Source organism: Amycolatopsis sp. NPDC088138 (assembly GCF_044741685.1).
GTDB lineage: Bacteria > Actinomycetota > Actinomycetes > Mycobacteriales > Pseudonocardiaceae > Amycolatopsis.
Genome location: NZ_JBIUTB010000002.1, coordinates 469,276 through 494,623 on the forward strand (window position 1 = coordinate 469,276; position 25,348 = coordinate 494,623).

At 71.7% G+C, this 25,348-nt stretch carries 24 protein-coding genes; 12 read left to right on the forward strand and 12 right to left on the reverse strand.

From position 1 onward, the window contains the following. Nucleotides 1–25: 25 nt before the first annotated feature. Both ACIOD2_RS09720 and ACIOD2_RS09725 read right to left on the reverse strand, forming a co-directional pair. Nucleotides 26–1,696, reverse strand: coding sequence for a PstS family phosphate ABC transporter substrate-binding protein (locus tag ACIOD2_RS09720; RefSeq protein WP_400536389.1), 1,671 nt, complete (start codon nucleotides 1,694–1,696; stop codon nucleotides 26–28). Nucleotides 1,697–1,747: 51 nt separating this feature from the next. Further along, nucleotides 1,748–2,620: a helix-turn-helix transcriptional regulator gene (locus ACIOD2_RS09725; RefSeq protein WP_400536390.1), complete on the reverse strand. Its 873-nt coding sequence runs from the start codon at nucleotides 2,618–2,620 to the stop codon at nucleotides 1,748–1,750. A gap of 100 nt (nucleotides 2,621–2,720) precedes the next feature. Here ACIOD2_RS09725 and ACIOD2_RS09730 point away from each other — a divergent pair, with 100 nt between their 5' ends. Beyond that, nucleotides 2,721–3,746 (forward strand): aldo/keto reductase, encoded by a 1,026-nt coding sequence (locus ACIOD2_RS09730; protein ID WP_400536391.1) that lies wholly within the window; start codon nucleotides 2,721–2,723, stop codon nucleotides 3,744–3,746. 3 nt (nucleotides 3,747–3,749) lie between these two features. On the opposite strand, the gene ACIOD2_RS09735 is transcribed toward ACIOD2_RS09730, so the two are convergent. Further along, nucleotides 3,750–5,147 (reverse strand): class II fumarate hydratase, encoded by a 1,398-nt coding sequence (locus ACIOD2_RS09735; protein ID WP_400536392.1) that lies wholly within the window; start codon nucleotides 5,145–5,147, stop codon nucleotides 3,750–3,752. A gap of 789 nt (nucleotides 5,148–5,936) precedes the next feature. On the opposite strand from ACIOD2_RS09735, the gene ACIOD2_RS09740 reads away from it, so the two are divergent. Continuing rightward, nucleotides 5,937–6,926 carry an NAD(P)/FAD-dependent oxidoreductase gene (locus ACIOD2_RS09740; RefSeq protein WP_400536393.1) on the forward strand — a complete coding sequence of 330 codons (990 nt, stop codon included), beginning with the start codon at nucleotides 5,937–5,939 and terminating at the stop codon, nucleotides 6,924–6,926. 1 nt (nucleotide 6,927) lies between these two features. Here the strand turns inward: ACIOD2_RS09740 and ACIOD2_RS09745 are convergent, their stop codons facing one another. The 6 genes from ACIOD2_RS09745 to ACIOD2_RS09770 form a co-directional block, all read right to left on the reverse strand. Next, on the reverse strand, nucleotides 6,928–7,680 hold the full coding sequence (locus ACIOD2_RS09745) for a S1 family peptidase (RefSeq protein WP_400536394.1): 753 nt from the start codon (nucleotides 7,678–7,680) through the stop codon (nucleotides 6,928–6,930). A 9-nt stretch (nucleotides 7,681–7,689) separates the two neighbouring features. Beyond that, nucleotides 7,690–8,745, reverse strand: coding sequence for a class II fructose-bisphosphatase (gene glpX / locus ACIOD2_RS09750; RefSeq protein WP_400536395.1), 1,056 nt, complete (start codon nucleotides 8,743–8,745; stop codon nucleotides 7,690–7,692). A gap of 86 nt (nucleotides 8,746–8,831) precedes the next feature. After that, on the reverse strand, nucleotides 8,832–9,059 hold the full coding sequence (locus tag ACIOD2_RS09755) for an exodeoxyribonuclease VII small subunit (protein ID WP_323323409.1): 228 nt from the start codon (nucleotides 9,057–9,059) through the stop codon (nucleotides 8,832–8,834). Beyond that, a complete protein-coding gene (locus ACIOD2_RS09760; RefSeq protein WP_400536396.1) occupies nucleotides 9,056–9,460 on the reverse strand; it encodes a hypothetical protein in 405 nt (134 codons plus the stop codon). The genes ACIOD2_RS09755 and ACIOD2_RS09760 overlap by 4 nt, the downstream gene beginning before the upstream one ends. After that, the gene (gene xseA / locus ACIOD2_RS09765) at nucleotides 9,457–10,704 is read right to left on the reverse strand and encodes an exodeoxyribonuclease VII large subunit (protein ID WP_400536397.1); all 1,248 of its coding nucleotides are present in this window, start codon (nucleotides 10,702–10,704) and stop codon (nucleotides 9,457–9,459) included. The genes ACIOD2_RS09760 and xseA overlap by 4 nt, the downstream gene beginning before the upstream one ends. Continuing rightward, nucleotides 10,701–11,468: a lipid droplet-associated protein gene (locus tag ACIOD2_RS09770; RefSeq protein ID WP_400536398.1), complete on the reverse strand. Its 768-nt coding sequence runs from the start codon at nucleotides 11,466–11,468 to the stop codon at nucleotides 10,701–10,703. Before ACIOD2_RS09770 ends, xseA begins: the two co-directional genes overlap by 4 nt. Before the next feature lie 244 nt (nucleotides 11,469–11,712). Here ACIOD2_RS09770 and ACIOD2_RS09775 point away from each other — a divergent pair, with 244 nt between their 5' ends. Beyond that, nucleotides 11,713–12,711: a 4-hydroxy-3-methylbut-2-enyl diphosphate reductase gene (locus ACIOD2_RS09775; protein ID WP_400536399.1), complete on the forward strand. Its 999-nt coding sequence runs from the start codon at nucleotides 11,713–11,715 to the stop codon at nucleotides 12,709–12,711. 54 nt (nucleotides 12,712–12,765) lie between these two features. On the opposite strand, the gene ACIOD2_RS09780 is transcribed toward ACIOD2_RS09775, so the two are convergent. Together ACIOD2_RS09780 and rmuC are read right to left on the reverse strand one after the other, a co-directional pair. Beyond that, entirely contained in the window at nucleotides 12,766–13,689 is a 924-nt protein-coding gene (locus ACIOD2_RS09780) for a DUF6542 domain-containing protein (protein ID WP_400536400.1), read from the reverse strand. Nucleotides 13,690–15,064: 1,375 nt separating this feature from the next. Then, on the reverse strand, nucleotides 15,065–15,979 hold the full coding sequence (rmuC, locus tag ACIOD2_RS09785; RefSeq protein WP_400536401.1) for a DNA recombination protein RmuC: 915 nt from the start codon (nucleotides 15,977–15,979) through the stop codon (nucleotides 15,065–15,067). A 237-nt stretch (nucleotides 15,980–16,216) separates the two neighbouring features. Between rmuC and ACIOD2_RS09790 the strand changes: the two genes are divergently transcribed. Genes ACIOD2_RS09790 through ACIOD2_RS09800 form a run of 3 tightly spaced genes read left to right on the forward strand, consistent with a single transcriptional unit; the run spans nucleotide 16,217 to nucleotide 20,529 of the window. Further along, a complete protein-coding gene (locus tag ACIOD2_RS09790) occupies nucleotides 16,217–17,368 on the forward strand; it encodes an exonuclease SbcCD subunit D (protein WP_400536402.1) in 1,152 nt (383 codons plus the stop codon). Beyond that, complete coding sequence (locus ACIOD2_RS09795; protein ID WP_400536403.1) at nucleotides 17,365–20,316, forward strand: AAA family ATPase; 2,952 nt, start codon at nucleotides 17,365–17,367, stop codon at nucleotides 20,314–20,316. The genes ACIOD2_RS09790 and ACIOD2_RS09795 overlap by 4 nt, the downstream gene beginning before the upstream one ends. 21 nt (nucleotides 20,317–20,337) lie before the next feature. Further along, nucleotides 20,338–20,529, forward strand: a complete 192-nt coding sequence (locus ACIOD2_RS09800) for a DUF1737 domain-containing protein (RefSeq protein WP_400536404.1) — start codon at nucleotides 20,338–20,340, stop codon at nucleotides 20,527–20,529. Here the strand turns inward: ACIOD2_RS09800 and ACIOD2_RS09805 are convergent. Beyond that, nucleotides 20,526–21,926 (reverse strand): DNA-3-methyladenine glycosylase 2 family protein, encoded by a 1,401-nt coding sequence (locus ACIOD2_RS09805; protein WP_400536405.1) that lies wholly within the window; start codon nucleotides 21,924–21,926, stop codon nucleotides 20,526–20,528. The two genes, ACIOD2_RS09800 and ACIOD2_RS09805, sit on opposite strands and share 4 nt — an antisense overlap. 114 nt (nucleotides 21,927–22,040) lie before the next feature. On the opposite strand from ACIOD2_RS09805, the gene ychF reads away from it, so the two are divergent. Genes ychF through ACIOD2_RS09835 form a run of 6 tightly spaced genes read left to right on the forward strand, consistent with a single transcriptional unit; the run spans nucleotide 22,041 to nucleotide 25,185 of the window. After that, nucleotides 22,041–23,123: a redox-regulated ATPase YchF gene (gene ychF / locus ACIOD2_RS09810; RefSeq protein ID WP_400536406.1), complete on the forward strand. Its 1,083-nt coding sequence runs from the start codon at nucleotides 22,041–22,043 to the stop codon at nucleotides 23,121–23,123. Between the two features lie 55 nt (nucleotides 23,124–23,178). Beyond that, on the forward strand, nucleotides 23,179–23,763 hold the full coding sequence (locus tag ACIOD2_RS09815) for an ArsR family transcriptional regulator (RefSeq protein ID WP_400536407.1): 585 nt from the start codon (nucleotides 23,179–23,181) through the stop codon (nucleotides 23,761–23,763). Next, nucleotides 23,760–24,227, forward strand: a complete 468-nt coding sequence (locus tag ACIOD2_RS09820) for a hypothetical protein (RefSeq protein ID WP_400536408.1) — start codon at nucleotides 23,760–23,762, stop codon at nucleotides 24,225–24,227. Before ACIOD2_RS09815 ends, ACIOD2_RS09820 begins: the two co-directional genes overlap by 4 nt. Before the next feature lie 22 nt (nucleotides 24,228–24,249). Then, nucleotides 24,250–24,519: a hypothetical protein gene (locus ACIOD2_RS09825; protein WP_400536409.1), complete on the forward strand. Its 270-nt coding sequence runs from the start codon at nucleotides 24,250–24,252 to the stop codon at nucleotides 24,517–24,519. Next, nucleotides 24,516–24,809 (forward strand): DUF1330 domain-containing protein, encoded by a 294-nt coding sequence (locus ACIOD2_RS09830; RefSeq protein ID WP_400536410.1) that lies wholly within the window; start codon nucleotides 24,516–24,518, stop codon nucleotides 24,807–24,809. The genes ACIOD2_RS09825 and ACIOD2_RS09830 overlap by 4 nt, the downstream gene beginning before the upstream one ends. Before the next feature lie 10 nt (nucleotides 24,810–24,819). Continuing rightward, entirely contained in the window at nucleotides 24,820–25,185 is a 366-nt protein-coding gene (locus ACIOD2_RS09835; protein ID WP_400536411.1) for a winged helix-turn-helix transcriptional regulator, read from the forward strand. The last annotated feature ends 163 nt before the right edge of the window (nucleotides 25,186–25,348 follow it).

Below are 25,348 nucleotides of genomic sequence, written 5' to 3' on the forward strand. Positions count from 1 at the left end.
CGAACCACCGACAATTTCTTCTCGGTCAGATGTCCGGCCTGGTGCAGAGGGGGTCGAGCAGCCCGTCCTTGGCCACGCACGGCGTGTACCCGGCGTCCTGCAGCTCGGCCCGCGCGGTCGGGCTCGCCAGGTAGTCCAGGAACCCCTTCAGCACGCTGCCGTTGTCCGGCACACCCTTCGTGTACAGGTACTCGACGGTCCAGAACCGGTACCCGGCGTCGACCGTCGTGACGTCGGGGTAGTGGCCGTCGAGCTGCACGACCCCCAGCTGCTGGTCGCGAGCGGCTGCGGTTTTGGCCGCCGGGACGTCGGCGTACCCGATCGCCCCCGGCACCGCGCTGACCTCGGTGAGCACCTCGGCCGTCGTCCCGCGTTCGCAGCGCGTGGTCGCCGCCGACGGGTCGCGCTCGGGCTTGCGGCACGAGTCCGACGTCAGCCGGTCCTCGGCGCCGCCGAGCACCTTCTGCTCGAACGTCTTGCGCGTGCCCGACTCCTGGCCGCGCCCGACGATCCCGATCGGCACCGACGGCCCCGGCCGGATCTGGTCCCAGTTCCGCACCCGGCCGCTGAAGATGTCCTTGACCTGCTGCGCCGTCAGCCGGTCGACGCCGGCCGCGCGGTTGACGACCAGGGTGTAGACGATCACCGCGACGGCCTTCGCCTCTAGGTCCGCGCCCGCTTCACCCGAGCGGCCGTCCGACAGCACCGCCAGCTCGTTCTTGCCCGCCGCGTCGACCGGGGCGAGGGCGCGGACGCCGGTGACGCTGCCGGTCGCGCGGGTCGTGATGGCCGCGCCGTCGCACTGGGCGTGGTACTCGGCGGCGACGCTGTGGATGATCGGGACGAACGCGCTCGACCCCTCGACCGACAGCTTCCCGGTGGCGCAGAGCGCCGCCTCGCCGGACGGCCGCGACCACGACACGAGCAGCGTCGCCAGCAACGCGCCGGTCAGCAGCACGCCGACCGCGGTCGTGACGACCGGCCAGGTGACCCGCCGCTGCTTGCGGTCGTCCTTGATCCGGCCGGCGGCGAGCCGGGCGTGGTGCTCGATCTCCTTGCTGATCTCGCCGTCGTGGCCGTCGGACTCGCGCAGCACGACGACGAGCTTGAACTTTTCCTTGCGCTTCAAGGAAAGCCGGGCGAACCGGACGCCGTGCCACTCGGGCGCTTCGGGCGCGGGCGTCTCCGCGAACCGCTTGGGCAACCACGCACGCACCCGCGCCAGCTTCGCGCCCTCCACCGGCCGTTGCGGGGTCTCGCGCGTGAAGAACTCGAGGCCGTCGCGGACGTGCTGGCGCAGGCCGTCGTCGGTCGCGTCGGACACCCGCGCGTCCCAGACGATCCGGCTGCCGAAGGTGAACGACAGCGGGATCTCGAAGTCCTCCGGCGCGATGTCGAACCCGCCGGTGTTGCGGACCCGGATCACCACGACGCTCATCCGGCTCAGCAGCCGCGCGGTGCGCTCCAGCTGCGGATCCGCCTGCGCCGAACCGTTTTCACCGTCGTGCAGGTCGATCGGGGAGAGCCCGATCTTCGAGTTGTAGAGCACCCGGAACGCCAGCCGGCGGCGCCGGATGAAGTAGCGGTCCACGAACGGCGCGGCCATCGCGACCAGCGCGGCGAGACCGAGGACGAGACTGCCCGAATCCGAGCTGAGGATCTCGGCGAGTGACTGCATCGTCGCGCCGACGCCCACCGTGCCGCTCCTCTACCCCCGACTCCCCAGGTAGAGCAGCGTAGGCAGCCGTCACAGACCGTGGGGGTGCGACGGCCGAGTGTTCACCGGTCGTTCACCGGTCGGGGCTTCGGCAATCCAGCTGGCCAGCAGCCGGAGAGCGCGTTCGGACTCCGAACCCGGCTCGGCGTGGTAGATGACCAGGCCCTGGTCGGGGTCGTCGGGCAGGCGCAGCGTCTGGTAACGCAGCCGCAGCTCGCCGACGACCGGGTTCACCATCAGCTTCCAGCCCTGCGCCTTCTCCTGCACGTGGTGCTCGGCCCACAGCGTGCGGAACCGCGCGCTGGCCAGCGAAAGCTCGCCGATCAGCTGGGCGAACTCCGGGTCGCCGGGGTGCCGGCCGCTCTCCGCGCGCAGGTTCGCGACGAGCTCGCGGCACACCGCGTCGTACTCGGGGTGCAGCCGCTGCGCGCGCTCGTCCAGGAAGAACAGCTTCGGCATGTTGCGCTCGTCGAGCTTGCCGAAGTCGAACGCGATCGCGCCGCCGAGTGCGTTCCACGCCAGCACGTCCAGGTAGCGGCCGAAGATGAACGCGGGCGCCTGGACGGCGTCCAGCAGGAGCTGCAGCTCGGGCCGGACCCGCTGGGGCCCGCGCCGGTCGCGGCGCTTCGGCGCGGCGAGGTTGCGCAGGTAGGACTCCTCGTCCGGCCGCAGCCGCAACGCGCGGGCCAGCGCGTCGAGGATCGCCTCCGAGACGTTCTTCGCGCGGCCCTGCTCCAGCCGCGTGTAGTAGTCGACGCTGATGCCCGCGAGCTGCGCGATCTCCTCGCGGCGCAGCCCGGCCACCCGGCGCCGGGTGATGCCCTGCGGGAGGCCGACCTCGTCCGGCTCGAGGGCGGCGCGACGCGCCTTCAGGAAGGCGCCGAGCTCGGCTGCGTCACTCATGTCCTCCAGTATCCCCGGCCCGCGGCGGCCAGCCTGGTACTGCCGGACCCAGGCAGGAGGCGGCCTGGCTCGGCCCCGGAACCGCTCGCAGGGTGGAGGCATGAAACGACGAATTCTGGGTGGCACGGGGATCTCGGTCAGCGAGTACGCGTTCGGCGCCATGATGCTCGGCGAGTGGGGCAACCCGGACCACGAAGAGGATGTCCGGATGCTGCACACCGCGCTCGACGCGGGGATCAACTTCTGGGACACCGCTGACATGTACAGCAATGGCGAGAACGAGCGGATCGTCGGCAAGGCCCTGAAGGGCCGCCGCGACGACGTCGTGCTCGCCACCAAGGGCTTCTTCCCGATGGGTTCGGACCCCAACCAGGGCGGCCTTTCGCGGCGCTGGCTGACCCGCGCGCTGGACGACAGCCTGCGGCGGCTCGACACCGACTACGTCGACCTCTACCAGGTCCACCGGCCGGACCCGACGACCGACATCGAGGAGACGCTGTCGGTGCTCTCGGACTTCGTGCGGTCCGGGAAGGTGCGCGCGGTCGGGTCGTCGGACTTCCCGGCCGAGCAGATCGTGGAAGCCCAGTGGGTGGCGGAAAAGCGCGGCCTGGTGCGGTTCCGCGCCGAGCAGCCGCCGTACTCGATCTTCAACCGGGCGATCGAGGCCGCTGTGCTGCCGACCACGCAGAAGTACGGCATGGGCGTGCTCACGTGGAGCCCGCTGGCCAGCGGCTGGCTGTCGGGGCGTTTTGTGCGACCGTCCGATGTGGACCTTTCGGAAGGCCGGCGGACGTTGCAGGCGCACAAGTTCGACCCGGCGCTGCCGGAGAACGCGGTGAAGTTCGAGGCCATCGCGCAGCTGAAGAAGATCGCCGACGACCTGGGCCGGCCTCTCACGCACCTGGCGACGGCGTTCGTCCGGGCGCACCCGGGCGTGACGTCGGCGATCATCGGCCCACGCACGCCGGCCCAGCTCGACGACCTGCTGGCGGGCGCCGACCTGGAGCTGGACGACGACGTGCTGGACCGGATCGACGAGATCGTCCCGCCGGGCACGGACCTGAACTCCGCGGAGAAGGACTACACCCCGCCGGCGCTGGCGGACAAGCGCCTGCGCCGGCGGTAGCGGTCACTTGCCGCCGCGGGCCATGCGGAGCACGTCGAGGGCCTCGTCGAGCTGCGCCTCGGTGAGCTTGCCGTCCTTGACGTAGCCGCGTTCGAGGACGACCTCGCGGATCGTCTTCAGCTCCTTCAAGGCCTGCTTCGCGACCGCGGCGGCCTCTTCGTAGCCGATGTACTTGTTCAGCGGCGTCACGATCGACGGCGAGCCCTCGGCGTAGGTCCGGGTGCGCTCGACGTTCGCCGTGACGCCGTCGAACACCTTGTCCGCCAGCAACCGCGAGACGGCGGCGAGCAGCCGAGCCGACTCGAGGACGTTGCGGGCGATCACCGGCAGGTTGACGTTGAGCTGGAAGTTGCCCGCGGCACCGGCGAAGGCGACGGCGGCGTCGTTGCCGATCACCTGCGCGACGACCTGCAGGGTCGCCTCCGGGATCACCGGGTTCACCTTGCCCGGCATGATCGACGAGCCCGGCTGCAGGTCCGGCAGCGCCAGCTCGGCCAGGCCGGTGCGCGGGCCGGAACCCAGCCAGCGCAGGTCGTTCGCGATCTTGTTGAGCGACACGGCGAGCGTGCGCAGGTGCCCGGACGTCTCGACGACGCTGTCCTGCGTCGCCTGCGCCTCGAAGTGGTCGCGCGCCTCGACCAGCGGCAGCCCGGTCACCTCGGCGAGCTCGGCCGCGACGGCCGCACCGAAGCCGTCGGGCGCGTTCAGCCCGGACCCGACGGCGGTGCCGCCGATCGGCAGCTCACCGAGGCGCGGCAGGCCGGACTTCAGCCGTTCGATGCCGAAGCGGACCTGCGACGCCCACGCGCCGGCCTCCTGGCCCAGCGTGATCGGCACGGCGTCCATCAGGTGCGTGCGCCCGGACTTCACGACGTCCGCCCACTCCGCAGCGCGCGTCTCGATGGCGCCGGCGAGGTGCTCGAGCGCCGGGATGACGTCCGTCAGAACGGCCTCGGTCGCGGCGACGTGGATGGTCGTCGGGAAGGTGTCGTTCGAGGACTGCGACGCGTTGACGTGGTCGTTCGGGTGCACGTCCCGGCCGAGGGTTCGGGTGGCGAGGGTCGCGATGACCTCGTTGGCGTTCATGTTCGACGACGTCCCCGACCCGGTCTGGAAGACGTCGATCGGGAAGTGCGCGTCGTGGGCGCCCTCGGCCACCTCGTCGGCGGCTTTCGCGATGGCCTCGGCGACCTCGGCGTCGAGCACGCCGAGCTTGAGGTTCACGCGCGCGGCAGCGGCCTTGAGCAGGCCGAGCGCGCGGATCTGGGCGCGCTCCAGGCCCCGGCCGGAGATGGGAAAGTTCTCGACGGCCCGCTGCGTCTGCGCCCGGTAGAGGGCGTCGATCGGTACGCGGACCTCGCCCATCGTGTCGTGTTCGATCCGGTATTCCTGGTCAGCCATGAGACCGATTCTGGACCTGTTCGGGGGTTGCCGCGTGGTGGCGTTGCGCACCTCCGCGGTGGGCGGGATCGCGGTTCGGTTCGACGGGCTTGGGGTGGGGTCGCGAACGGTCCTTTCGTGCTCGGGCGGTGGTCTGAGCGAGTGGTCCGTTGGTGCTGGATCGGTTGCGAACGGTCCTTTCGTGCTCGAGTGGTGGCGCGAGCGGCCCATCGGTGCCGTATCGGTCGGTCGCGAACGGTCCGTTGGTGCTCGGGCGGTGGTGGTGCGAGTGGTCCGTTGGTGCTGGATCGGTCGCGAACGGGCCGTTGGTGCTCGGGCAGTGGAGCGCGAACGGTCCGTTGGTGCTCCGGGGATGGGTCGCGAACGTTCCGTTCGTGTCGGCGACGAGTGCGCGTGTGGTCCTTTGGTGCCGCTGCAGGTGGGCCTGCGGCGAGCGGCGTTGTGCGGGTAAAGCCGAGCGCGCGAGCGGTCCGTTGGTGCCGATTCGGGCGCGAACGGCCCGTTGGTGCCCCGGCGATCGGGCGCGAAAGGGCCATTCGCGCCAACAACGCAGCGAGTGGCCCGTTCGTACCGCCCCACGCCGACCCGCGCGAGTGGCCCGTTCGCGCCCGAGCGACCCCGTCACGAGTGGCCCGTTCGTGCCAGAAACGGCGCGAAAGGACCGTTCGCGCCACGCCAGCGAGCCCGGTCGAAACCGGCCTGCGGTGTCGTCGACCACCTCCCGAGCCCGGCGACGCTAGGATCGGGTGTGTTCTCGATCACCGCCATCCACCACTGGCTGGAGCGAGCATGACTGAAGCTTCTGGGGACTCCTACGACCTCGTGATCATCGGCGCGGGCCCGACCGGCCTCTTCGCCGCCTACTACGCGGGGTTTCGCGGGCTGTCGATGGCCATCGTCGACTCGCTGCCCGAGCCCGGCGGGCAGGTGACCGCGATGTACCCCGAGAAGATGATCTACGACGTCGGCGGGTTCGCCGCGGTCAAGGGGCGCGACCTCGTCGACGGGCTCGTGCAGCAGGCCGCGCCGTGGAAGCCGACCTACCTGCTCGGGCGCAAGGCCGAGAAGCTGGAGACGCTCGAAAACGGCGTCGAGCTGACCCTCGACGGCGGTGAGACCCTGCGCGCCGGCGCCGTGCTGATCACCGCGGGCATCGGCGAGTTCACCCCGCGTCCGCTGCCCGCCGGCGACGGCTGGCTCGGGCGGGGCATGGTGCACTTCGTCCCGTCACTGCAGGCGCACGCGGGTCAGCACGTCGTGGTCGTCGGGGGCGGCGACTCGGCGTTCGACTGGATCCTCGCGCTGCACCCGGTCGCCGCGAGCGTGACCCTCGTGCACCGCCGCGCGAAGTTCCGCGCCGCCGAGTCGATCGTGCGGCAGGCCCGCGAGCTCGGCACCCGGATCATCACCGACGCCGAGGTCACGGCGTTCGTCGAGGACGCGAGCGGGGCGCTCGAAGCAGTCCACGTCTCGGTGAAGGCCACCGGCGAGGAGCGGCTGCCGGCCAACGCCGTCGTCGCGGCGCTCGGGTTCACCGCCGACCTCGGGCCGATCGAGAGCTGGGGCCTGGAGATCGACCACCGCGCCATCGCCGTCGACTCGACGATGGCGACCCCGCGCGAGCGCGTCTACGCGGCCGGCGACGTCGCCGCGTACCCGGGCAAGGTCAAGCTGATCGCGACCGGCTTCGGCGAGGCCGCGACAGCCGTGAACAACATCGCCGTCGCGCTCGACCCGGACGCCCACCTGTTCCCGGGCCACTCGAGCAACGCCGAATGACTCAGGCCTTCGTCTTCTCCGCGATCCACGGCGCGTACGCGACGACGGACGTGTAGATCGACGGCGCCGTCGCGCACACCGGGTCGTCGTTGCCCGGGCGGCTCGTGACGCCGGCCAGCAGCCAGTGGTCGCCGTCGCGGACGAGTTCCGGGCCACCGGAGTCACCGAAGCACGCCCCGGCCTTGCCGCCCGGGTTGTCGGTACACAGCTCGGCGGTGCCGTCGAACACCGACGTGCACTTCGTGCCCTCGACGATGTGCGTGTCGAGCTGCTGGAGCGTGGTCGGGATCTGGCCGCAGTTGACCTTCGGGCAGGTCTGGCCCCAGCCGAGGATCCTGGTGGACGTCCCGGGGGACGCCGTTGTGGCCAGGGCGATCGGGGCCGCCTTCGCGGGCGAAGCGAGCCGCAGCAGCGCGATGTCACCCGCCGGGTTCTGCGTGTCGAAGGCCGGGTTGACGATGATCTCGCCCGCCTGCGCGACCTCGCCGCCCTGTCCGGAGTCGTTCGACCCCAGCCGCAGCGACACCGCGGACGGCGCCTTGTCGAAGACGCAGTGCGCGGCCGTGACCACCCAGCTCGGGGCGATCAGCGCGCCGGCGCAGAAGAGCTTCCCGGACGTCGAGTGCAGCGACACCGCGAACGGGTACGGCTGGTCGGCGACGGCGCCGCCGACGATGCCGGGTTCGGCCGAGGCGGTGCCCGGGACCAGGACGAGGGTGAGGACCGACAGCAGTGCCAGCAGTCGCCTGGTCACGAATCTCCTTTACGGCAGCGGGGGCACCACGTCGTCGTCGCCGACCTTCAGGTTGCCGTCGAAGTCGATCGAGGAGTACGCCCGGAGCTTGTCGAGCCGGTGGTAACCGTCGATCATTCTGACGGTCCCGGACTTGGACCGCATCACGATGGACTGCGTCGTCGCGCCGCCCTCGCGGTAGTTGACGCCGCGCAGCAGGTCGCCGTCGGTGACGCCGGTGGCGCAGAAGAACACGTTGTCGCCGGTGACCAGGTCGTCGTTCAGCAGGACGCGGTCGAGGTCGTGGCCGGCGGCGAGGGCCTTCTCGCGCTCGGCGTCGTCCTTCGGCCACAACCGGCCCTGCAGCTCGCCGCCGAGGCACTTCATCGCACAGGCCGCGATGATGCCCTCGGGGGTGCCGCCGATGCCGATCAGCATGTCGACGCCGGTGGTCGGGCGGGCCGCGGCGATCGCGCCCGCGACGTCGCCGTCCGAGATGAAGCGGATCCGCGCGCCGGCGTCGCGGATCTCCTTGATGATCTGCTCGTGGCGCGGCCGGTCGAGGACGCACACGGTGACGTCGCCGACGCTGCTCTTCTTCGCCTTGGCGACGCGCCGGATGTTCTCCGCGATCGGCGCGCCGAGCTCCACCTTGCCCGCGGCCTCCGGCCCGACGGCCAGCTTCTCCATGTAGAACACCGCGGACGGGTCGAACATCGCGCCGCGCTCGGCGACCGCGAGCACCGCGAGGGCGTTGGGCATTCCCTTGGCCATCAGCGTGGTGCCGTCGACCGGGTCGACGGCGACGTCGCAGTCCGGCCCGTCGCCGTTGCCGACCTCTTCGCCGTTGAACAGCATGGGCGCTTCGTCCTTCTCGCCCTCGCCGATCACCACGACCCCGCGCATCGACACGGTCGACACGAGCTGGCGCATCGCGTCGACGGCCGCGCCGTCCCCGCCGATCTTGTCGCCGCGGCCGACCCAGCGGCCTGCCGCCATCGCGGCGGCCTCGGTCACCCGGACCAGTTCCATCGCGAGGTTGCGGTCGGGCGCTTCACGGCGTTGTGGGGCGCTGGGGGTCGTCATGCGGGCCTCCCGGAATGCGGAGTTCGGCGGACGCCCAGTCTCTCAGATACCGCGGGTCGGTCCAGCCAAGCGCGGCATGGCAAACGTCACTGGCCGTCGCCGGTTTCGTCCTCCACGGACGCCAGCGCGGCCTCGATGCGCTCCCGCGCACCCTCGAGGTGCCGCTCGCAGACCTTCGCGAGCTTCTCGCCCTTCTCCCACAGCGCGAGCGACTGCTCGAGGGACAGCCCGCCGGCTTCGAGCTCGCGGACGACCTCGACGAGGCGGTCGCGGGCCTGCTCGTAGCCGAGTTCTTCGCTGGCTGTTTCGCTCACGCTGGACGTTCTCCGACCTTCCGGGATGGGCTGTTGGCGCACACTACCGCGCTCGCCATCGCGTGGTCGTACCCGACGAACGCCAGCGCGAACTCCTGTCCGTCACCCTCCGCGATCGCCTCTTCGAGGTTTTCCTGCGCGCCGGCGACCCGCCGCCGGTGCTCCGCGCCCTCGGCGAACCACCAGCGTGAGCCGACCTGCATCGACGTCGCCTCGGACAGCCGCCGCAGCTGCGGGGCCAGGTCGCGGCGGGCGGCGGTGCCGCAGCCCGCGAGCAGCGCGGTCCAGCACTCGGCGGCCGCGCGGTCGGTGCGTATCGCCTGGTCCAGCAGGGGACGCGCGCCCAGGCGCCGGGCCGCGTCCACGGTGAGCGGGAGGAACGTCGCCGCCCGAAGGGTCACGCCTTTTCTCCTTCCGCCACCGCCGTGATCGCGCCGTCGCCCACGCGCACGCGCAGCTGGGCACCGGCCTCGACTTCGGAGACGGAGCGGAGTACCTGGAGGTTGCCTTCGGCATCGAGGAACTGCACAACCGCGTAGCCGCGTTCCAGCGTCGCGGCCGGGCCGAGCGCCGTGAGCCGGGCCCGCGCGCTGGCGATTTCGGCCTGGTCCTTGGCGAGCAGGGTCAGCATGGCGCGGCGCGCGCGTTCGCGGTGCACGTCGACGTCGTCCTGGCGGCGCTGGACCGGGCCCAGCGGGTCGGCCAGCGACGGGCGGCTGCGCAGCTGCGTCAGCAGCCGGGCCTGGGTGTCGACCCAGCCGTGCAGCGCGCGGCGGCCGCGGTCGCGCATCTGCCGGACACGCTCGGACTCCTCACGGACGTCCGGCACGATCCGCTTGCTCGCGTCGGTCGGCGTCGAGCAGCGCAGGTCGGCGACGTAGTCGAGCAGCGGGGTGTCGGGCTCGTGCCCGATCGCGCTGACCACCGGGGTGCCGGTGCCCGAGACGGCCCGGCACAGCGCCTCGTCGGAGAACGGCAGCAGGTCCTCGACGCTGCCGCCGCCACGGGCGATGACGATGACGTCGATCTCGGGGTCGGCGTCCAGGATCCGCAGCGCGCGCATGATCTGCGGCACGGCCTGAGAGCCCTGTACCGCGGTGTTCAGGACCTTGAACCGGACGTGCGGCCAGCGTGTCTGGGCGTTGACCAGCACGTCCCGCTCGGCGGCCGACGCGCGGCCGGTGATCAGTCCGACGCCCTGGGGCAGGAACGGGATCGGCCGCTTGCGCTGCGCGGAGAAGAGGCCTTCGGCGGTCAGCAGCTTCTTCAGGCGTTCGATCCGGGCCAGCAGCTCACCGATGCCGACCGCGCGGATCTGGTCGGCGCGCAGGCTGATCGTGCCGCGGCCGAAGAAGAACGACGGCTTCGCGTGCACCACCACGCTGGCGCCCTCCCGCAGCGGCGGCTCCATCTCGCGGATCAGCCAGTTCGGGCAGGTCACGGACATCGACACGTCCGCCGACGGATCGCGCAGCGTCAGGAACGCGGTCTGCGTGTTCGGCCGGGAGTTGACCTGGGTGACCTGGCCTTCGACCCAGACGGAACCGAGCCGGTGGATCCAGTCGCCGATCTTGCGGGCGACCGTGCGGACCGGCCAGGGTGCTTCGGCGGTGCTCGCGGGGGCCTGTGCGGATTCGGTGCTCACGAGCCTTCCGTGCCGTCGCCGGTCTCTTCCGCCTTGCGGGCGTTGGCGATGCGGCGGGCCAGCATCCCGGTGAACGACGAGCGGTCGGCGTGGGCGCGCTCGTAGTCGAGGATCGTCTCGAGCTGGGGGATCGAGAACTGGCGGAGCCGGGCCCGCAGCTGCGGGAGCGTGAGCTGGTCGTAGCCGGTCAGCCCGGCGGGACCCTCGTATCCGGCGGCGCTGGTCTTGGGGATGTCGGCCTTGGCCCTCTTGTCGATCTTGGGCGTGCCGGGCTTCGGCTTGGCGGCCTCGGCTTCGGGGGCTTTTTCGGGTGCGCTTTTCGGGGCGCTGTTCGGGGCGCTTTCGGGCGCGTCGAACTCGCCGTCGGCGTGGTCCTCGGCGAGCGCGCGCTCCTCTTCGGCCCACGGGTCACCCAATTCCGCTTCGAGGTCGGAGAGCGACGGAACGTGACCGTTGACCTCCGAACGGGGTTCGGGCACGTCGGCGACCGGCGTGAGGTTGGGCCGGACGGGTGGGACCTCGAGGTCCTCGTCGAAGGTCGCCCAGTTGGGGGTGTCTTCGACGGGCCGCAGGTTGGACAGCGCGTTGTCGCCCTTGATCGCCAGCTCGGTGACGTGCTGCTGCACCCGCATGGAGGCCTGCAGCACCTGGCTGACGACGGTCACCGGGAGCCCGGCGAGCTGCCGGGGAAGCTCACGAACCCGCTCGGCGGTGCTGACGGCGAGGCCCGCGGCGACCCGGAGGGGGAGCGGGAATGGCTTCATGCGTCTAGCCTGCCGCATTTACGCCATCCTGCCCAACCAGAAGAGTGATGCTTATTCTGGTTAGGCCGCCGCGGCCCACGTGCGAACCGCTGGTCGGCACGGATGTCATGCGGCGGGCGACGGCTGAATAAGCATCACTGGGAACGGGCGCGTTGCGTGACCCCGCGCACACACCGACAGGGGGACGAAGCTCACCCGAAAGGGACTGCGGGTTCGTCGGCGGACAGCCCGTACCCTGGGTGCCATGAGTTCAGCGAGTCCCGGAATCGAGCCCGCGGGTACCCCGACGATCACCGGAACCGCCTCCGGCAAGAAGCGCGTGCTGCTCGCGAAGCCGCGTGGCTACTGCGCCGGCGTGGACCGCGCGGTGATCGCAGTCGAGAAGGCCCTCGAGGTCTACGGCGCCCCGGTGTACGTGCGCAAGGAGATCGTCCACAACCGCCACGTCGTCGAGACGCTGCGCGAACGCGGCGCGATCTTCGTCGACGAGACGTCCGAGGTGCCCGAGGGCGCGCTCGTGGTGTTCTCCGCCCACGGCGTCTCGCCGATGGTGCACGCGGAGGCGGCCGACCGGAACCTGCGCACGATCGACGCGACCTGCCCCCTGGTGACGAAGGTGCACAAGGAGGTCAACAGGTTCGCCAAGGACGACTACGACATCCTGCTGATCGGCCACGAGGGCCACGAAGAGGTCGAGGGCACCGCCGGCGAGGCGCCGGACAAGGTGCAGCTGGTCGACAAGGCCGAGGACGTCGACAAGGTCGAGGTGCGCGACCCGTCGAAGGTGATCTGGCTGTCCCAGACGACGTTGTCGGTCGACGAGACGATGGAGCGCGTCGACCAGCTCCGCGAGCGCTTCCCGGGTCTGGCGGACCCGCCGAGCGACGACATCTGTTACGCCACCACGAACCGCCAGGTGGCGGTCAAGGCGATGGCGGCCGAGTGCGACCTGGTCCTGGTGGTCGGGTCGACGAACTCGTCCAACTCGAAGCGCCTGGTCGAGGTGGCCCTGAAGGCGGGCGCGCGGACGTCGTACCTGATCGACTTCGCCCGCGAGATCGACGAAACCTGGCTGGAGGGCGTCACGACGGTGGGCGTGACCAGCGGCGCGTCGGTGCCCGACGTGCTGGTGATGGAGGTCCTCGACTGGCTGTCCGAGCGCGGCTACGGCGACGTCGACGAGGTGACCACGGCGAACGAGAAGATCACCTTCGCGCCGCCGAAGGAGCTTCGCAAGGTCTGAGTTAGCACTGAAGGCGGTCACTTCCCGCGGGAAGTGACCGCCTTCAGGTGTTCGTCAGCGTTCTTCGTCGTCCCAAGGACGGTTTCGCCGCGGCGGGGTGCTTCGCCCACCCGACGACGGACGGCGGGGCGGCGGCGTGTCACGGCCTTCTTCGCCTGGCGGGCGAGGTCGCCGGCGGGGCGCTTCTCCGCTGCGCGGCTCGCGGCGACGGGGGTCGCCTTCCTCCGCCGGACGCGGTCGCCGGGTGGCCGGCGGGGGCTTGCGGGTGCCACGGGTACCGGGATCACGCTCGGCGGGCGCACCCGCGCGGGGTGCGCGGCGCTCGCCGTCCGCGGGCGGACGCGGCCGACGGGGCGGCTCGCCTTCACGACCACGACGGGCACCCTGGGGCAGCGGCGTCTGACCGGTCCGCGAGCCGGGCGGACGCGGACGCCCACTCGCCGCGGCGCGCGGCTTTTCGTCGTCTTCGTCCGCGCGTCGCTTGTCGGGCTTGCCGCCCTTGATCTTCACCGGGGCGTCCGGGTCCTTCTCACGGAAGATCCGGACGAACCCGATCAGCAGCGTGACGCCGGTGGTGATCGCCATCATCGGGAACGCGTTGATCAGCGGGGTGCCGATGCTCAGGGCCTTCGACAGCATGTCGTCGCCGCCCTGCGACCCGGAGGTCAGCAGGACCACGCCGGGCACGGTCACGGCCAGCACCAGCGGCGGCATCACCATCGGCCCGAAGATGCCCCGGCGCCGCACCGCGCAGACCGCGATCACCGCGCCCAGGACGTAACAGACCGTGAAGATGACGGGGATGTTGGCCTGGCTCGGCTTGCCGACGAGGGCGCCGACGACCGACAGGCCGAGGCCGACCAGGACCGCCGCCCACCAGGGCAGTCCACGCCTCGCACCGACGACTGGACGCTCGTCCCACGGAACGGGGACGTCGTCGGCATCTGGATCGCTCTGGCGATCGCGAATCGCGGTCACGAGACAACACCGTATCTCGTGGTTGTGAAGATCTTGCCAGCACCGCCGCCGACTTGGTTGTACCGCCACCCGGCGGCATGAGCCGAACGGCTGCGGGCAACGACCGCGGGGCCATCTCCCAGAGTGCTCGATCGGCGTCGGCCGTCACTCGCCGTTGAGGGCATCGTTGCTGGTAGGACGAGTACCGGTCACCTGGTGGCCACCTTCCGGACGACGCCCGGCCATGTGGGCCGAACGGCCGTGTCCGGATGGTGTTCACCGAGGTCGCGGGCGACTGCGCCGAGCAATCCGACGCTGCCGCCCGAGTCCACCCGTCCGAGGCGGCGTCAACCGCGCCAAGTCAGGTCGTCGGCGCAGTTCGGCCCCGTCTGCCCGGGTCGCGCGCCCGCCGGACAGCCCCGTTGCCCGGGCCTCAGCCAAGGTCGTCCGGCCCGGTTCCGGCAGGCCGCCGGCGGCCTCGCTCGCCAAGCCGGTCAGGCGATCGTGGCCCTTCCTGGCGCGTCTTGCCGCGCCGACCAGGGCGCCCCGCCGTGACCGTGAGTCAGCTCGACGCCGCCCGGCCCGCATCTCGCCACGCGCCTCGCGGAACAGCCCGCACCTCGCCACGCGCCTCGCGGAGCAGTCCGCACCTCGCGGAACAGCCCGCACCTCGCCACGCGCCGCGGAACAGCCCGGTCGCCCGGGCCGTTGCGCACGGTGCGACTCGGTCGCCGCGAGCCTTGCCCACCGGGTCGGTCGGGGCGATCGTGGCCGTCCCGGCTCGTCTCGTCGTACCGCGTGGGTCATCCCGTCGCGACCGCCCGCCAGATCGGTGCTGCCCGCCTCGACTCTCGCTACGCGCCCGTCGAATGGTCCGGTTGCCCGGGGCCGCTCGCCGAGGTCGCGCCGCGCGTGGTGGGTCGCCGCTCACCATGCAGGTCAAGTGATGGCAGGCCTTCCTGGCTCGGCTTGCCGCGCCGATGAGGGGCACTTCGCCATGGCCGTGAGCCGGCTCGGGTCGCGCCTCGCCGTGCATCCGTTGGACAGACCGATTGCTCGGCGCTGCTCGTGAGGTCGGTCAGGCGATGACAGACTCTTCCTGACGCGGGCTTGCCGTGCCGATGAGGGCACTCCGCCGTGATCGTGAGCCGGTTCGGGTCGCGCCTCGCCGTGCATCCGTCGGACAGACCGCCGCTCGTGAGGTCGGTCAGGCGATGACAGACTCTTCCTGACGCGGGCTTGCCGTGCCGATGAGGGCACTCCGCCGTGATCGTGAGCCGGTTCGGGTCGCGCCTCGCCGTGCATCCGTCGGACAGACCGCCGCTCGTGAGGTCGGTCAGGCGATGGCAGCCCGGCCCCGGCACTTCTCGCCGTGAGTCGGCTTGGTGCGGTTCTCTCAGCTTGCCGCCAGTTCGTCTCCCTTCCGCACCGGAGGGACCGCCGCCGGGCTGCCTGATGCGTCGGTCAGCGGGGCCACCGTTGCCCGGAACGTCTCCAGGGCCTCCAGCTCCCGCCGCCGGGCCGAGAGGAAGCGCTGGAGGTGGGTGCTGGACAGGTTGAGCGCCTCCACCGCGCCGCCCGCGGCCCGGTGGGCGGCCGCCGCGCCCGCTCGGACCTGCTCGACGTCCGCCTCCAGCGTGCGGTCGGTCGCCGCGAACAGGGCCGCCGATGCCAGTACGCCGAACCCCGTTGGGCCGCACAGGAACACCCGCCGGTCGATCAGCCAGCGCAGCAGCTCCGGGTCGGTGTCCAGCGCCGCGACCACGGCGGCGTCGGACGGGACGAACATGATCGTGCCGTAGATCGCGTCCGCCCAGCGCTGGTAGCCCTTGCCGGCCAGCTCGGCCGCCCGGGACCGGATCTGGCGGACGTGCGCGCGCAACGCGTCCAGCCGTTCCTCCGGGTTGTCCGTCTCGATGGCCTCGGCCCAGGTCGCCATGCTCGCCTTGGCGTCGACCGGCACCGTGCGCCCGCCGCCGACGCTCAGCACCATGTCCGGTTTCGCCGCGCCGCCGCCGGCCAGGTCGGTCTGCAGGGTGAAGTGCAGGTCTTCGCGCAGCCCGAGCGCCCGCGCCGTCTCGACCAGCACCTGTTCGCCCAGTTCGCCGCGCCCGCTGATCGAGGCGAACGCCACCTCGTACCGGCGCAGCGCGAGCTGCTGCTGATCCGCCTTCGCGCGCTCGGCCGCCACCAGCCGGGCCGCCGCGTCCGCGCGCCGCATCCCGTCGTTGTACAGCCGCCACAGCACCGCGACCGCGATCAGCAGCAGGACCGCGAGCACGACCGCCGCGGTGGTCAGCACCGTCGCCACCTTGTTCTCCTCCCTCCGGGCCGTCTGGATCGGACCGCGGAGACATCATGGCGGACCCCACCGACAAAAAACGCACCCGACCCGTCGCTCTGGGTAGCTGACCTGCAAACACTTCGACTTCGCGCAGGGCGTGTCCGATCTTGCGAACCGCGGGCACTGTCGTGTTAGTACACACGTTCGAGTGAGGAAGCGGCGAGCCTTCGCGATTTCGTCGGGGCCGGGTCGTACCTTGGCCCGGTGAGATTCCTGCACACCTCCGACTGGCACGTCGGGCGCACCTTCCACGGTGCCGACCTGCTGGCGGAACAGGAAGCGGTGCTCGGGCACCTCGCCGACCTCGTGGCCGGCGAGGCGATCGACGCCGTCCTCGTCGCAGGCGACATCTACGACCGCGCGGTGCCCTCGGCCGAGGCCGTGCGGGTGGCCACCGCGGCGGTCGCCCGGATCCGCGCGGCCGGCGCGCAGCTGATCGTCACGCCCGGCAACCACGACTCCGCGCCCCGGCTCGGCGCGTTCGCCGAGTTCGCCGCGGCGGGCGGGCTGCACCTGCGCACCACCGTGGCCGGGCTGGCCGAGCCGGTGCTGCTGGCGGACGAGCACGGCCCGGTCGCCTTCTACGGCATCCCTTACCTGGAACCGGAACCGTCGCGGCACGCGCTGGGCGTGCCGGACGCGCGTGGCCACACCGGCGTGCTCACCGAGGCCATGCGCCGGATCCGCGCGGACCTCGCCATCCGCCCCGGCGTCCGTTCGGTCGTGCTCGCGCACGCGTTCGTCACCGGCGGCGAGCCGACCGAATCCGAGCGCACCATCGCCGTCGGCGGTGTCGAACAGGTGCCGGGCTCGGTTTTCGACGGCGTCGACTACGTCGCACTCGGCCACCTCCACGGCCCGCAGACCCTCGCCGAGCACCTGCGCTACTCCGGCAGCCCGCTGGCGTACTCGTTTTCCGAGGCGCGGCAACGGAAATCGGTCTGGCTGGTCGACGTGGACGCCGGCGGGCTCGCCGAGGTCCGCCGCCACGAGCTGCCGGTGCCGCGGGCATTGGCCACCCTGCGCGGCGAACTCGAAGACCTGCTCGCAGCCCCGGAACACGACGCGGTGCTCGACCACTTCCTGTCGGTCACGGTCACCGACCGGGTGCGCCCGGTCGACGCGATGCGGCGGCTGCGCGTGCGGTTCCCGCACGCGGTGCACCTGGAGTGGGAGCCCGAAGGCGGGTACGCCGGCGCGCCGTTGCGGTATTCCGACGCCGTCCGTGGCCGCTCCGACATCGAGATCTCGCGCAGCTTCCTCGACGACTGCCGCGGCGCCCCGCCGAGCGAGCGCGAGGAGAAACTCCTGTTCCACGCCCTGGAAGCGGCCAACCGGGGGGCGCTCGCGAAATGAGGCTGCACAGGCTGGAGGTCGAAGCCTTCGGGCCGTACCTCGGGCGCCAGGTGGTTGACTTCGAGGTGCTCGGCGCGGACGGGCTCTTCCTGCTCCACGGGGAAACCGGCGCCGGCAAGACCACGCTGCTCGACGCGATCGCGTTCGCGCTGTTCGGGGTGGTTCCCGGCGCGCGCAACGAAGCCAAGCGGCTGCGTTGCGACCTGGCCGAAACCGACCAGGTCACCGAGGTCGCGCTGGAGCTCACCGTGCAGGGGCACCGGCTGAAGATCGTGCGCAACCCCGAATACCAGCGGCCGAAGCGCCGCGGCGAGGGCACGACAACGCAGCAGGCGAAGGTGTCGCTGAGCTGGATCGGCACCGCACCGGCCGGGCTGGCGCCGGAGGGCCTGATCCGGATCGAAGAGGTCGCGCGCACGGTCGAGCGGTTGCTCGGCATGACCGCGGCCCAGTTCTTCCAGGTCGTGCTGCTGCCCCAGGGCGAGTTCGCCCGCTTTCTGCGTTCGGACACCGCCGAGCGCGAAAAGCTGCTGGAGCGGCTGTTCGGCACCGAGCGCTTCGCCGACGTCGAACGCTGGTTCGCCGACCTGCGGGCCGAGCGCGGGCGGGAGCTGGAGGCGCGCCAGCAGTCCGTGCGCGAACTGCTGGCGCGGTATGCCCAGGAGGCACAACAGGATCCGCCCGACTCGGAGCTCGCGGAGTGGGTGGGCGCGGTGCTGGCGGCAGCCATCGAACGCGTCGGGCAGGTCACGGCGGAGGAAGAGCGGGCGCGAGCCGCGGCCCAGCGGGCGGACGCGCATCTGCAGGAAGAGCGCGCCGACGCCGAGAAGATCCGCCGGGTCCGCACCGCGCACCTGCGGCTGCTCGAGATCACCGAGCAGGCGCCGCAGCGCGCCGAGTGGGCCCAGGAGGTCGCGGCGGCGCGGCGGGCGGCGGGCGTGGCCGTCGAAGCGGAACTGCTGGACCGGCGGACCGCGGAGCTGACCGACGCCGAGCAGACGGAGAAGTCCTGCGGCGCGGAGCTGCGGGAGTTCGGCACCCGCGCGACCGGCGATCTGAAGGCACGGGCGGCGACCGCGCGCGAAGAGGCGGGCGCGGTCGCGGAGCTGGTCGCTGAGGCCGAGCAGCAGCAGGTCGACGGCATGCGGCGGGACGACCTGAAACTGGCGTCCGTCACAGCCGCGAAGCAGGTCGAAGAACTGACCGCCGAGCTGGCCGCGATCCCTGGCCAGCTGGCGAAACTGCGGGCGGACGCGCTCGCGGCGGCCGAAGCCGAAGCGAAACTCGACGGGGCCCGCGCCCGCGTCGGCGACCTTACGACCGTGGCGCGCGACGCGGCCGAGCTGCCCGAGGCGCAGGCGAAAGTCGGCCGCGGCGAGGCGAAGCTGCGCGAAGTCGTCGACACGCACCAAGCGGCCCGGCAACGGCGGCTCGACCTGCGCGAGCGGCGGCTCGACGGGATGGCGGCCGAACTCGCTGCCGCGCTGCCCGAGGGTGCGCCCTGCCCGGTCTGCGGGTCGGCGGAGCACCCGGCGCCGGCGAACCGGGACGCGATGCTGGTCGACCCGGCCGAGGAACGGAAAGCCGAGGAAGCCGAGCAGGCGGCGGACGCGGTGCGGCAGCGGGTCGTCAAAGCGCTGGAAGAGGCGAAAGCGCGGCTGGCCGGGCTGGTCGAGCGGCTCGAGGGACGCACGGCCGAGTCCGTCGCGGCCGACCTGACCGAAGCCCGCACCGCGGTCGCGGCGCTGACCCAGCGGGCGGCGGGGAAGGCGAAACTAGGCCAGCAGGTCGTGTTGCTGGAACGGGATCTGGAGCTGCGGACGGAACGGCGTCACCGGGCCGAGCAGGCGGTGGCCGAGGCCACCGCCGACGTCCGGGCCCTGGAAGAACGGCTGGCCGAGCGGGAACGCCGTTTGGTCGCCGGGCGGGGTGAGTTCGCGGACGTCGGCGCGCGGCGGACGCACCTGATCGGGCTGGCCGAGGCCCTCGAAGCCGTCGCCGAGGCGCGCACAGCCGTTGCGGGCGCGCGGGAACGGGTCGCGCAGCAGCGTGCGCTGGTCGACACCGCGGTGCAGGCCAAGGGCTTCGCGTCGCTGAAGAAGGCGCGCTCGGCGATGCTGCCGGACGAGCAGATCGAGAAGCTGGAGCAGGGCATCGCCGAGGCCGAAGCGGCCGCGGCGGGCGCGCGGGCGCTGCTGTCCGAGCCCGACCTGTTCGGCATCTCACCGGACGACGTCGCGGACGTCGGCCGCGCGACCGACGCGGCGCAGCTGGCGCGGGCGCGCGCCGACTCGGCGTACGCGGCGCTGCGGGTCGCGACGACCCAGCACGAAGAGCTGGCCCGGCTGGCGGGCCTGCTGCGCAAGGCGCTCGCCGGGCTGGCGCCGGCCGAAGCGGAGTACACCGAGCTGCGCGCGCTGGCGGAGGTCGTCAACGGGCGCGGGCAGAACAGCCGGAAGATGTCATTGCGCTCGTACGTGCTGGCGGCGCGGCTGGAAGAGGTGGCGGTCGCCGCCACGCACCGGCTGCGCACGATGAGCCAGGGGCGGTATTCGTTCGTGCACTCGGACGCGGCCGGAGCGCGCGGCACCCGCGGCGGGCTCGGCATCGACGTGCTGGACGACTACTCGGGCACCATCCGCCCGGCGAAGACGCTGTCGGGCGGCGAGTCGTTCCTGGCGTCGCTGGCGTTGGCGCTGGGCTTGGCGGACGTCGTCGCCGGGGAGACCGGCGGCGCACTGCTGGACACGCTGTTCGTCGACGAAGGCTTCGGCACGCTGGACGCCGAAACCCTGGACGTCGTCATGAACATCCTCGACGAGCTCCGCGCCGGCGGCCGGGTGGTCGGGCTCGTGTCACACGTCGAGGAGCTGCGGCAGCGCATCCCGACCCGGCTGCGGGTCCGCAAGGCCCGCACGGGCTCGACATTGGAGGTGCGCGCGGGCTGAGCGCTCGGCCAAGATGAGGTCATGACGGAACAGCCGCCCGAGGGCCTGCCCCGCTACCGCCTGCTCACCGGTCCGGACGACGCGAAGTTCTGCCACCGGGTGAGCGAGGCACTGGAACTCGGCTACCGCCTGCACGGCTCACCGGCGGCGACCTTCGACGGCAACCAGGTGATCGTCGCGCAAGCCCTGCTCTGGCAAGGCGAGCAGGCCTAGGCGTTCGCGCGCCACAGGTACATCCCGGCGTAGGAACACCACGGCGTCCACCGCCGGGCCCGGTCCGCGACGTCTTTGATGCCCAGCGCCGCCGCGCCGCGGCCCAGGGCGGCGTCGCCGGTCAGCAGGACGTCCGGGGCGCCGAGGACGCGCATCAGCACGTAGTCCGCCGTCCACGCGTCGACCTCCGGGCACGCGAGCAACTCGGCCCGCAGGTCGGCGGCGTCGCGGCCGACGTGGACGTCCAGCCGGCCCTCGGCCAGCGCTGCCGCGACACCCCTCACCGAAGGGGGTCCCGCCGCCGCGATCTGGGCCGCCGTCGGGAACAGCCGCGTGACGCCCGCTTCCGCCGGCACCTCGTCGCCGAGGACGGCCGTGACGTCTCGGCCGAGCAGGGCCCGCAGCAGCAGCTCTTCCCCGTCGACCGAGCCGGGGACGCGGATCCCGGGCACCGCCCTCACGACCGGTGCCAGCGCGGGGTCGGCGCCGAGGACGCGGGTGACCGCGGCCGGGTCGGCGTCCAGGTCCAGCAGCCGGCGCACCCGGCTGACCACGCTGCTGAGATCACGCAGGTCGGCGAGGTGCAGCTCGCAGCGCACGTGGTCCGGTTCCGGCGTCAGCCGCACGACGCCGGTGCCGTGCGCGAGCCGCAACGTCCGGGCGTACGACGTGTCGGTGACGTCTTCGACGCCCGGCACCGCGCGGTCCGCGAAGAAGCGAAGCAGCCCGGCGGCGTCGAAAGGCGGCCGGAACGGCAACCGCAGGCTGAGCCGCGTCGCGCCTTGGTCGGCCTCACGACGTCCGCGTCGCAGGCTGGCCGCGCGAAGCTGCGAAGGCGTTGTCGCGAACACTTCGCGGATCGTCTCGTTGAACTGCCGCACGCTGGAGAACCCCGCCGCGAACGCGACATCGGTCAGCGGCAGCCCGGACAGCTCGATGAGCAGCCGCGCCGAGTGCGCGCGGTGCGCCCGGGCGAGCGCCAGCGGGCCGGCGCCCAGCTCGGCGGTGAGCACCCGGCCGAGCTGCCGCTCGGAATAGCCGAGCCGTCGTGCGAGACCTGGCACGCCTTCGCGTTCGACGGTCCCGTCGGAGATCAGGCGCATCGCCCGCGCCGCGAGGTCGGCGCGCAGGTTCCAGTCCGGCGAGCCGGGCACGGCGTCGGGCAGGCAGCGGCGGCAGGCGCGGAAACCGTTGGCCTGCGCGGCCGCCGACGTCGGGTAGAAGCGCACGTTCTGCACCTTCGGCGTCGACGCCGGGCACGACGGGCGGCAGTAGATGCCGGTGGTGCGGACCGCCATGATGAACTGGCCGTCGAAGCGCGGGTCGCGGGCGGTGACCACGCGGTAGCAGCGTTCCGCGTCCCGCCAGAGCCCGGGCGCCTCGGTTGTCGTGACCATGAATCCGAGCATGCCAGCAGGTCAACGGCGTTGCTGGCGAAAATCCGACACCGCGTTCGCCCTGGTCGTGAGCCCTGGCGGCGGTCGCGGACCGGCCACGTAGACTTCGGGGTCGTGAGCCTCACCCTCGGTATCGTCGGCCTGCCCAACGTCGGCAAGTCCACCCTGTTCAACGCGCTGACCCGCAACGACGTGCTCGCCGCGAACTACCCGTTCGCGACGATCGAGCCGAACGTCGGCGTGGTGCCGCTGCCGGACCCGCGGCTGGACAAGCTGGCGGAGCTGTTCAAGTCGGAGAAGATCGTGCCGGCGGTGGTGTCCTTTGTGGACATCGCGGGCATCGTGAAGGGCGCCTCCGAGGGTGCCGGGCTGGGCAACAAGTTCCTCGCGAACATCCGTGAGGCCAACGCGATCTGCCAGGTCATCCGCGTGTTCGACGACCCCGACGTGATCCACGTCGACGGCCGGATCGACCCGCTGAGCGACATCGAGACGATCAACACCGAGCTGATCCTGGCCGACCTGCAGACGCTCGAGAAGGCCGTCTGGCGCCTGGAGAAGGAAGCGCGGACCAAGAAGGAAGCGAAGCCCGCGCTCGAGGCCGCGCAGAAGGCGAAGGAAATCCTCGACAGCGGCCGCACGCTCTTCTCCGCGCAGAAGGACGTCGACCTCGAACTGCTTCGCGAGCACAGCCTGCTCACCACGAAGCCGTTCCTGTACGTGTTCAACGCCGACGAGGCGATCCTCACCGACGAATCCCGCCGCGAGGAGCTGACCAAGCTGGTCGCCCCGGCGGACGCGGTGTTCCTCGACGCGAAGGTCGAGGCGGAGCTGCTGGAGCTGGACGACGAGGAGTCGGTCCGCGAGCTGCTCGAGTCGGTCGGCCAGCCGGAGCCGGGCCTGTACTCGCTGGCCCGCGCCGGGTTCCACACCCTGGGCCTGCAGACGTACCTGACCGCGGGTCCCAAGGAGTCGCGCGCCTGGACGATCCCCCAGGGCGCGACGGCCCCGCAGGCCGCGGGCGTCATCCACACGGACTTCGAGCGCGGCTTCATCAAGGCGGAGATCGTCTCGTACGACGACCTGATGGACGCAGGCTCGATGGCGGCGGCCCGCGCGGCGGGCAAGGTCCGCATGGAGGGCAAGGACTACACCATGGCGGACGGCGACGTCGTGGAGTTCCGCTTCAACGTCTGAGTAACTGCCTGTCACTGGTTGTTGTTTTCATTGGGCGCAGGATATGCTGCGTCCAATGAAAGCTTCGCCGAGCTTGCTGCCCCTGCTGCGTTCGCGCATGCAGGGTGAGCTGCTCGCGCTCGTCCTGCTGCATCCGGACCGCGAGTACAGCCTCACCGAGCTCGCCGAGGCCACTGGTGTCACGCCCACCGCCGTGCTGCGGGAGGTCGAACGGCTGACCGGTGGTGGCATCCTCGAAGACCGGCGCGTGGGCCGGAGCCGGCTCGTCAAAGCCCGCACGGACACCCCGCTCTACCAGCCGTTGAGTGACCTCATGGCGGTCACCTTCGGGCCGATGCCGCTGCTCGCCGAGGCCCTGTCCGGGCTGGCGGACGTGCGCGAGGCCTACATCTACGGCTCGTGGGCCGCGCGCTACAACGGCGAACCCGGTCCGCCGCCCGGCGACGTCGATGTCCTCGTCGTCGGCTCGCCCGATCCGGACGCGCTCTTCGACTCGGCCGAACAGGTTTCCCGGCGGCTGGGGCGCGAGGTCAACGTCCACCGGGTGTCGCCCGAGTCGTGGGCGGCGAGCACCGCCGATCCGTTCCTCACCAGCGTGCGTGAGCGTCCACTGGTGAAACTCAGCCAGGAGGCTCGATGACCCGGTGGAACCAAGGCCGCGAACGGATCGACGCGTTCATCGCGCGCGGCGCCATCGAGCACGTCCCGGCGTCACGGGAGGCCGCTGAGGCCGAGCTCGTCCGGGCCCGCACGCACCTCGCTTCGGCGCGGCAGCTGCAGGAGACGGATCCGGAAGGCGCCTACACGCTGGCCTACGACAGCGCACGGCGCGCCCTGGCCGCCGTCCTGCAGAACCAGGGCCTGCGGGTGACGAGCCGGGGTGGGCACGTCACCGTCTACGAGGCGGTTCTCGCTCAGCTGGATCCGCCGCTGGGGCCGGTTCTGCGGCCCTTCAACCGGATGCGAGCCCGGCGCAACGAAGTCGCCTACCGGTCATCGGAGGCGCCTGCGGTGACCGTGGAAGACGTGACGGCCGACGTCGTGAAGGTCGAGGCCCTCATCGAGGTCGCCGAGAAGGCGATCCCGAACATGTCACGCTATTGACCGCCGAGCGCGCACGGCCCGGGTGACCGGTCGCTGTGCTTGCGGGTGTCCCACGATCGACCTGGCGGTCGACGAGACAGCGCCCGTCGCCGGCATCGAGGACCGGGTCGCGGTGGAGGTCGACGTCGCGGACGGCGGGCTCATCGTGTTCGTCGACGAAGGCCGCCTGTCCGGGCTCGAGTACTGGAGCGTGGGCGACGAGACCCCGGCCGAGTTCCCACCGCCCGAGGACATCCGGGTAGTGACGGCACCACGCAACGACCCCGGCGTTCTGCCACCCTCGGAGTCGTGAGCGTCTACGTCGTCTCCGAGGTCGAAATCCTCGACGAAGCCCAGGGGCAGCGCTACCGCGAACTCGCCCAGGAATCGATCGCGCGGCACGGGGGGCGCTACATCGTCCGAGGTGCGGCGCCCGCGGTTCTCGAAGGGACCTTCGACGAACACCAACGCGTGGTCGTCGTCGAGTTCCCCGACCGGGACACCGCCGAACGCTGGTACGGCTCGGCCGAGTACGCCGAAGCGTTGGCGCTGAGCAAGACCGCGCTGCGGCGGCGGTTGCTGCTCGTCGACGGAGTGGCCTAACGTCGGCTTGGTGGAGCCGCTGACCGCTGATCTCTTCGCGACGCAATGCCCGTCCGCCGAAACGCCGTTCCGGATCGCGGACAAGTGGGGTGGGATGGTGGTCATCTGCCTGAAGGACGGGCCGCGGCGGTTCTCCGAGCTGCGCGTGCCCCTGCGGACCGTCAGCCCGAAGGTGCTCGCCGCGACGCTGAAGGCTCTTGAACGCGACGGCATGGTCACCCGCAAGGCCTACGACGAGAACCCGCCGCGTGTCGAGTACGCGCTGACCGACCTGGGCCGGACGTTGTTCGAGCCCATGGAACGGTGCCGCGAATGGGCGGAGAAGTACCTGCCGAGCCTGCTGAAAGCCCGGCAGGCCTACGACCGGGCGGACTAGCCGAGGAGGCCCATCAGCGCGATCGCGATCAGGACGACCGCGGGCGCGAGGGCGTTGATCCAGGCGCGCTGGGTGGCGGTCAGGGCGGCGGTGGCGGGGGTGCTGTTCATGGCGTTTTCCCTACGAACGGGCCGATGCTTCCGCGAGTTCAGCGCGTTGACCA

Coding starts and splice junctions, on each gene's coding strand:
- ACIOD2_RS09735 (WP_400536392.1), bottom strand. CDS start 5,147: ATGGCTGACCAGGAATACCGGATCGAACACGACACGATGGGCGAGGTC.
- ACIOD2_RS09820 (WP_400536408.1), top strand. CDS start 23,760: ATGACCCGGTGGAACCAAGGCCGCGAACGGATCGACGCGTTCATCGCG.
- ACIOD2_RS09730 (WP_400536391.1), top strand. CDS start 2,721: ATGAAACGACGAATTCTGGGTGGCACGGGGATCTCGGTCAGCGAGTAC.
- ACIOD2_RS09800 (WP_400536404.1), top strand. CDS start 20,338: ATGACGGAACAGCCGCCCGAGGGCCTGCCCCGCTACCGCCTGCTCACC.
- ACIOD2_RS09725 (WP_400536390.1), bottom strand. CDS start 2,620: ATGAGTGACGCAGCCGAGCTCGGCGCCTTCCTGAAGGCGCGTCGCGCC.
- ACIOD2_RS09770 (WP_400536398.1), bottom strand. CDS start 11,468: ATGAAGCCATTCCCGCTCCCCCTCCGGGTCGCCGCGGGCCTCGCCGTC.
- ACIOD2_RS09740 (WP_400536393.1), top strand. CDS start 5,937: ATGACTGAAGCTTCTGGGGACTCCTACGACCTCGTGATCATCGGCGCG.
- ACIOD2_RS09775 (WP_400536399.1), top strand. CDS start 11,713: ATGAGTTCAGCGAGTCCCGGAATCGAGCCCGCGGGTACCCCGACGATC.
- ACIOD2_RS09795 (WP_400536403.1), top strand. CDS start 17,365: ATGAGGCTGCACAGGCTGGAGGTCGAAGCCTTCGGGCCGTACCTCGGG.
- ACIOD2_RS09805 (WP_400536405.1), bottom strand. CDS start 21,926: ATGGTCACGACAACCGAGGCGCCCGGGCTCTGGCGGGACGCGGAACGC.
- ACIOD2_RS09815 (WP_400536407.1), top strand. CDS start 23,179: ATGAAAGCTTCGCCGAGCTTGCTGCCCCTGCTGCGTTCGCGCATGCAG.
- glpX (WP_400536395.1), bottom strand. CDS start 8,745: ATGACGACCCCCAGCGCCCCACAACGCCGTGAAGCGCCCGACCGCAAC.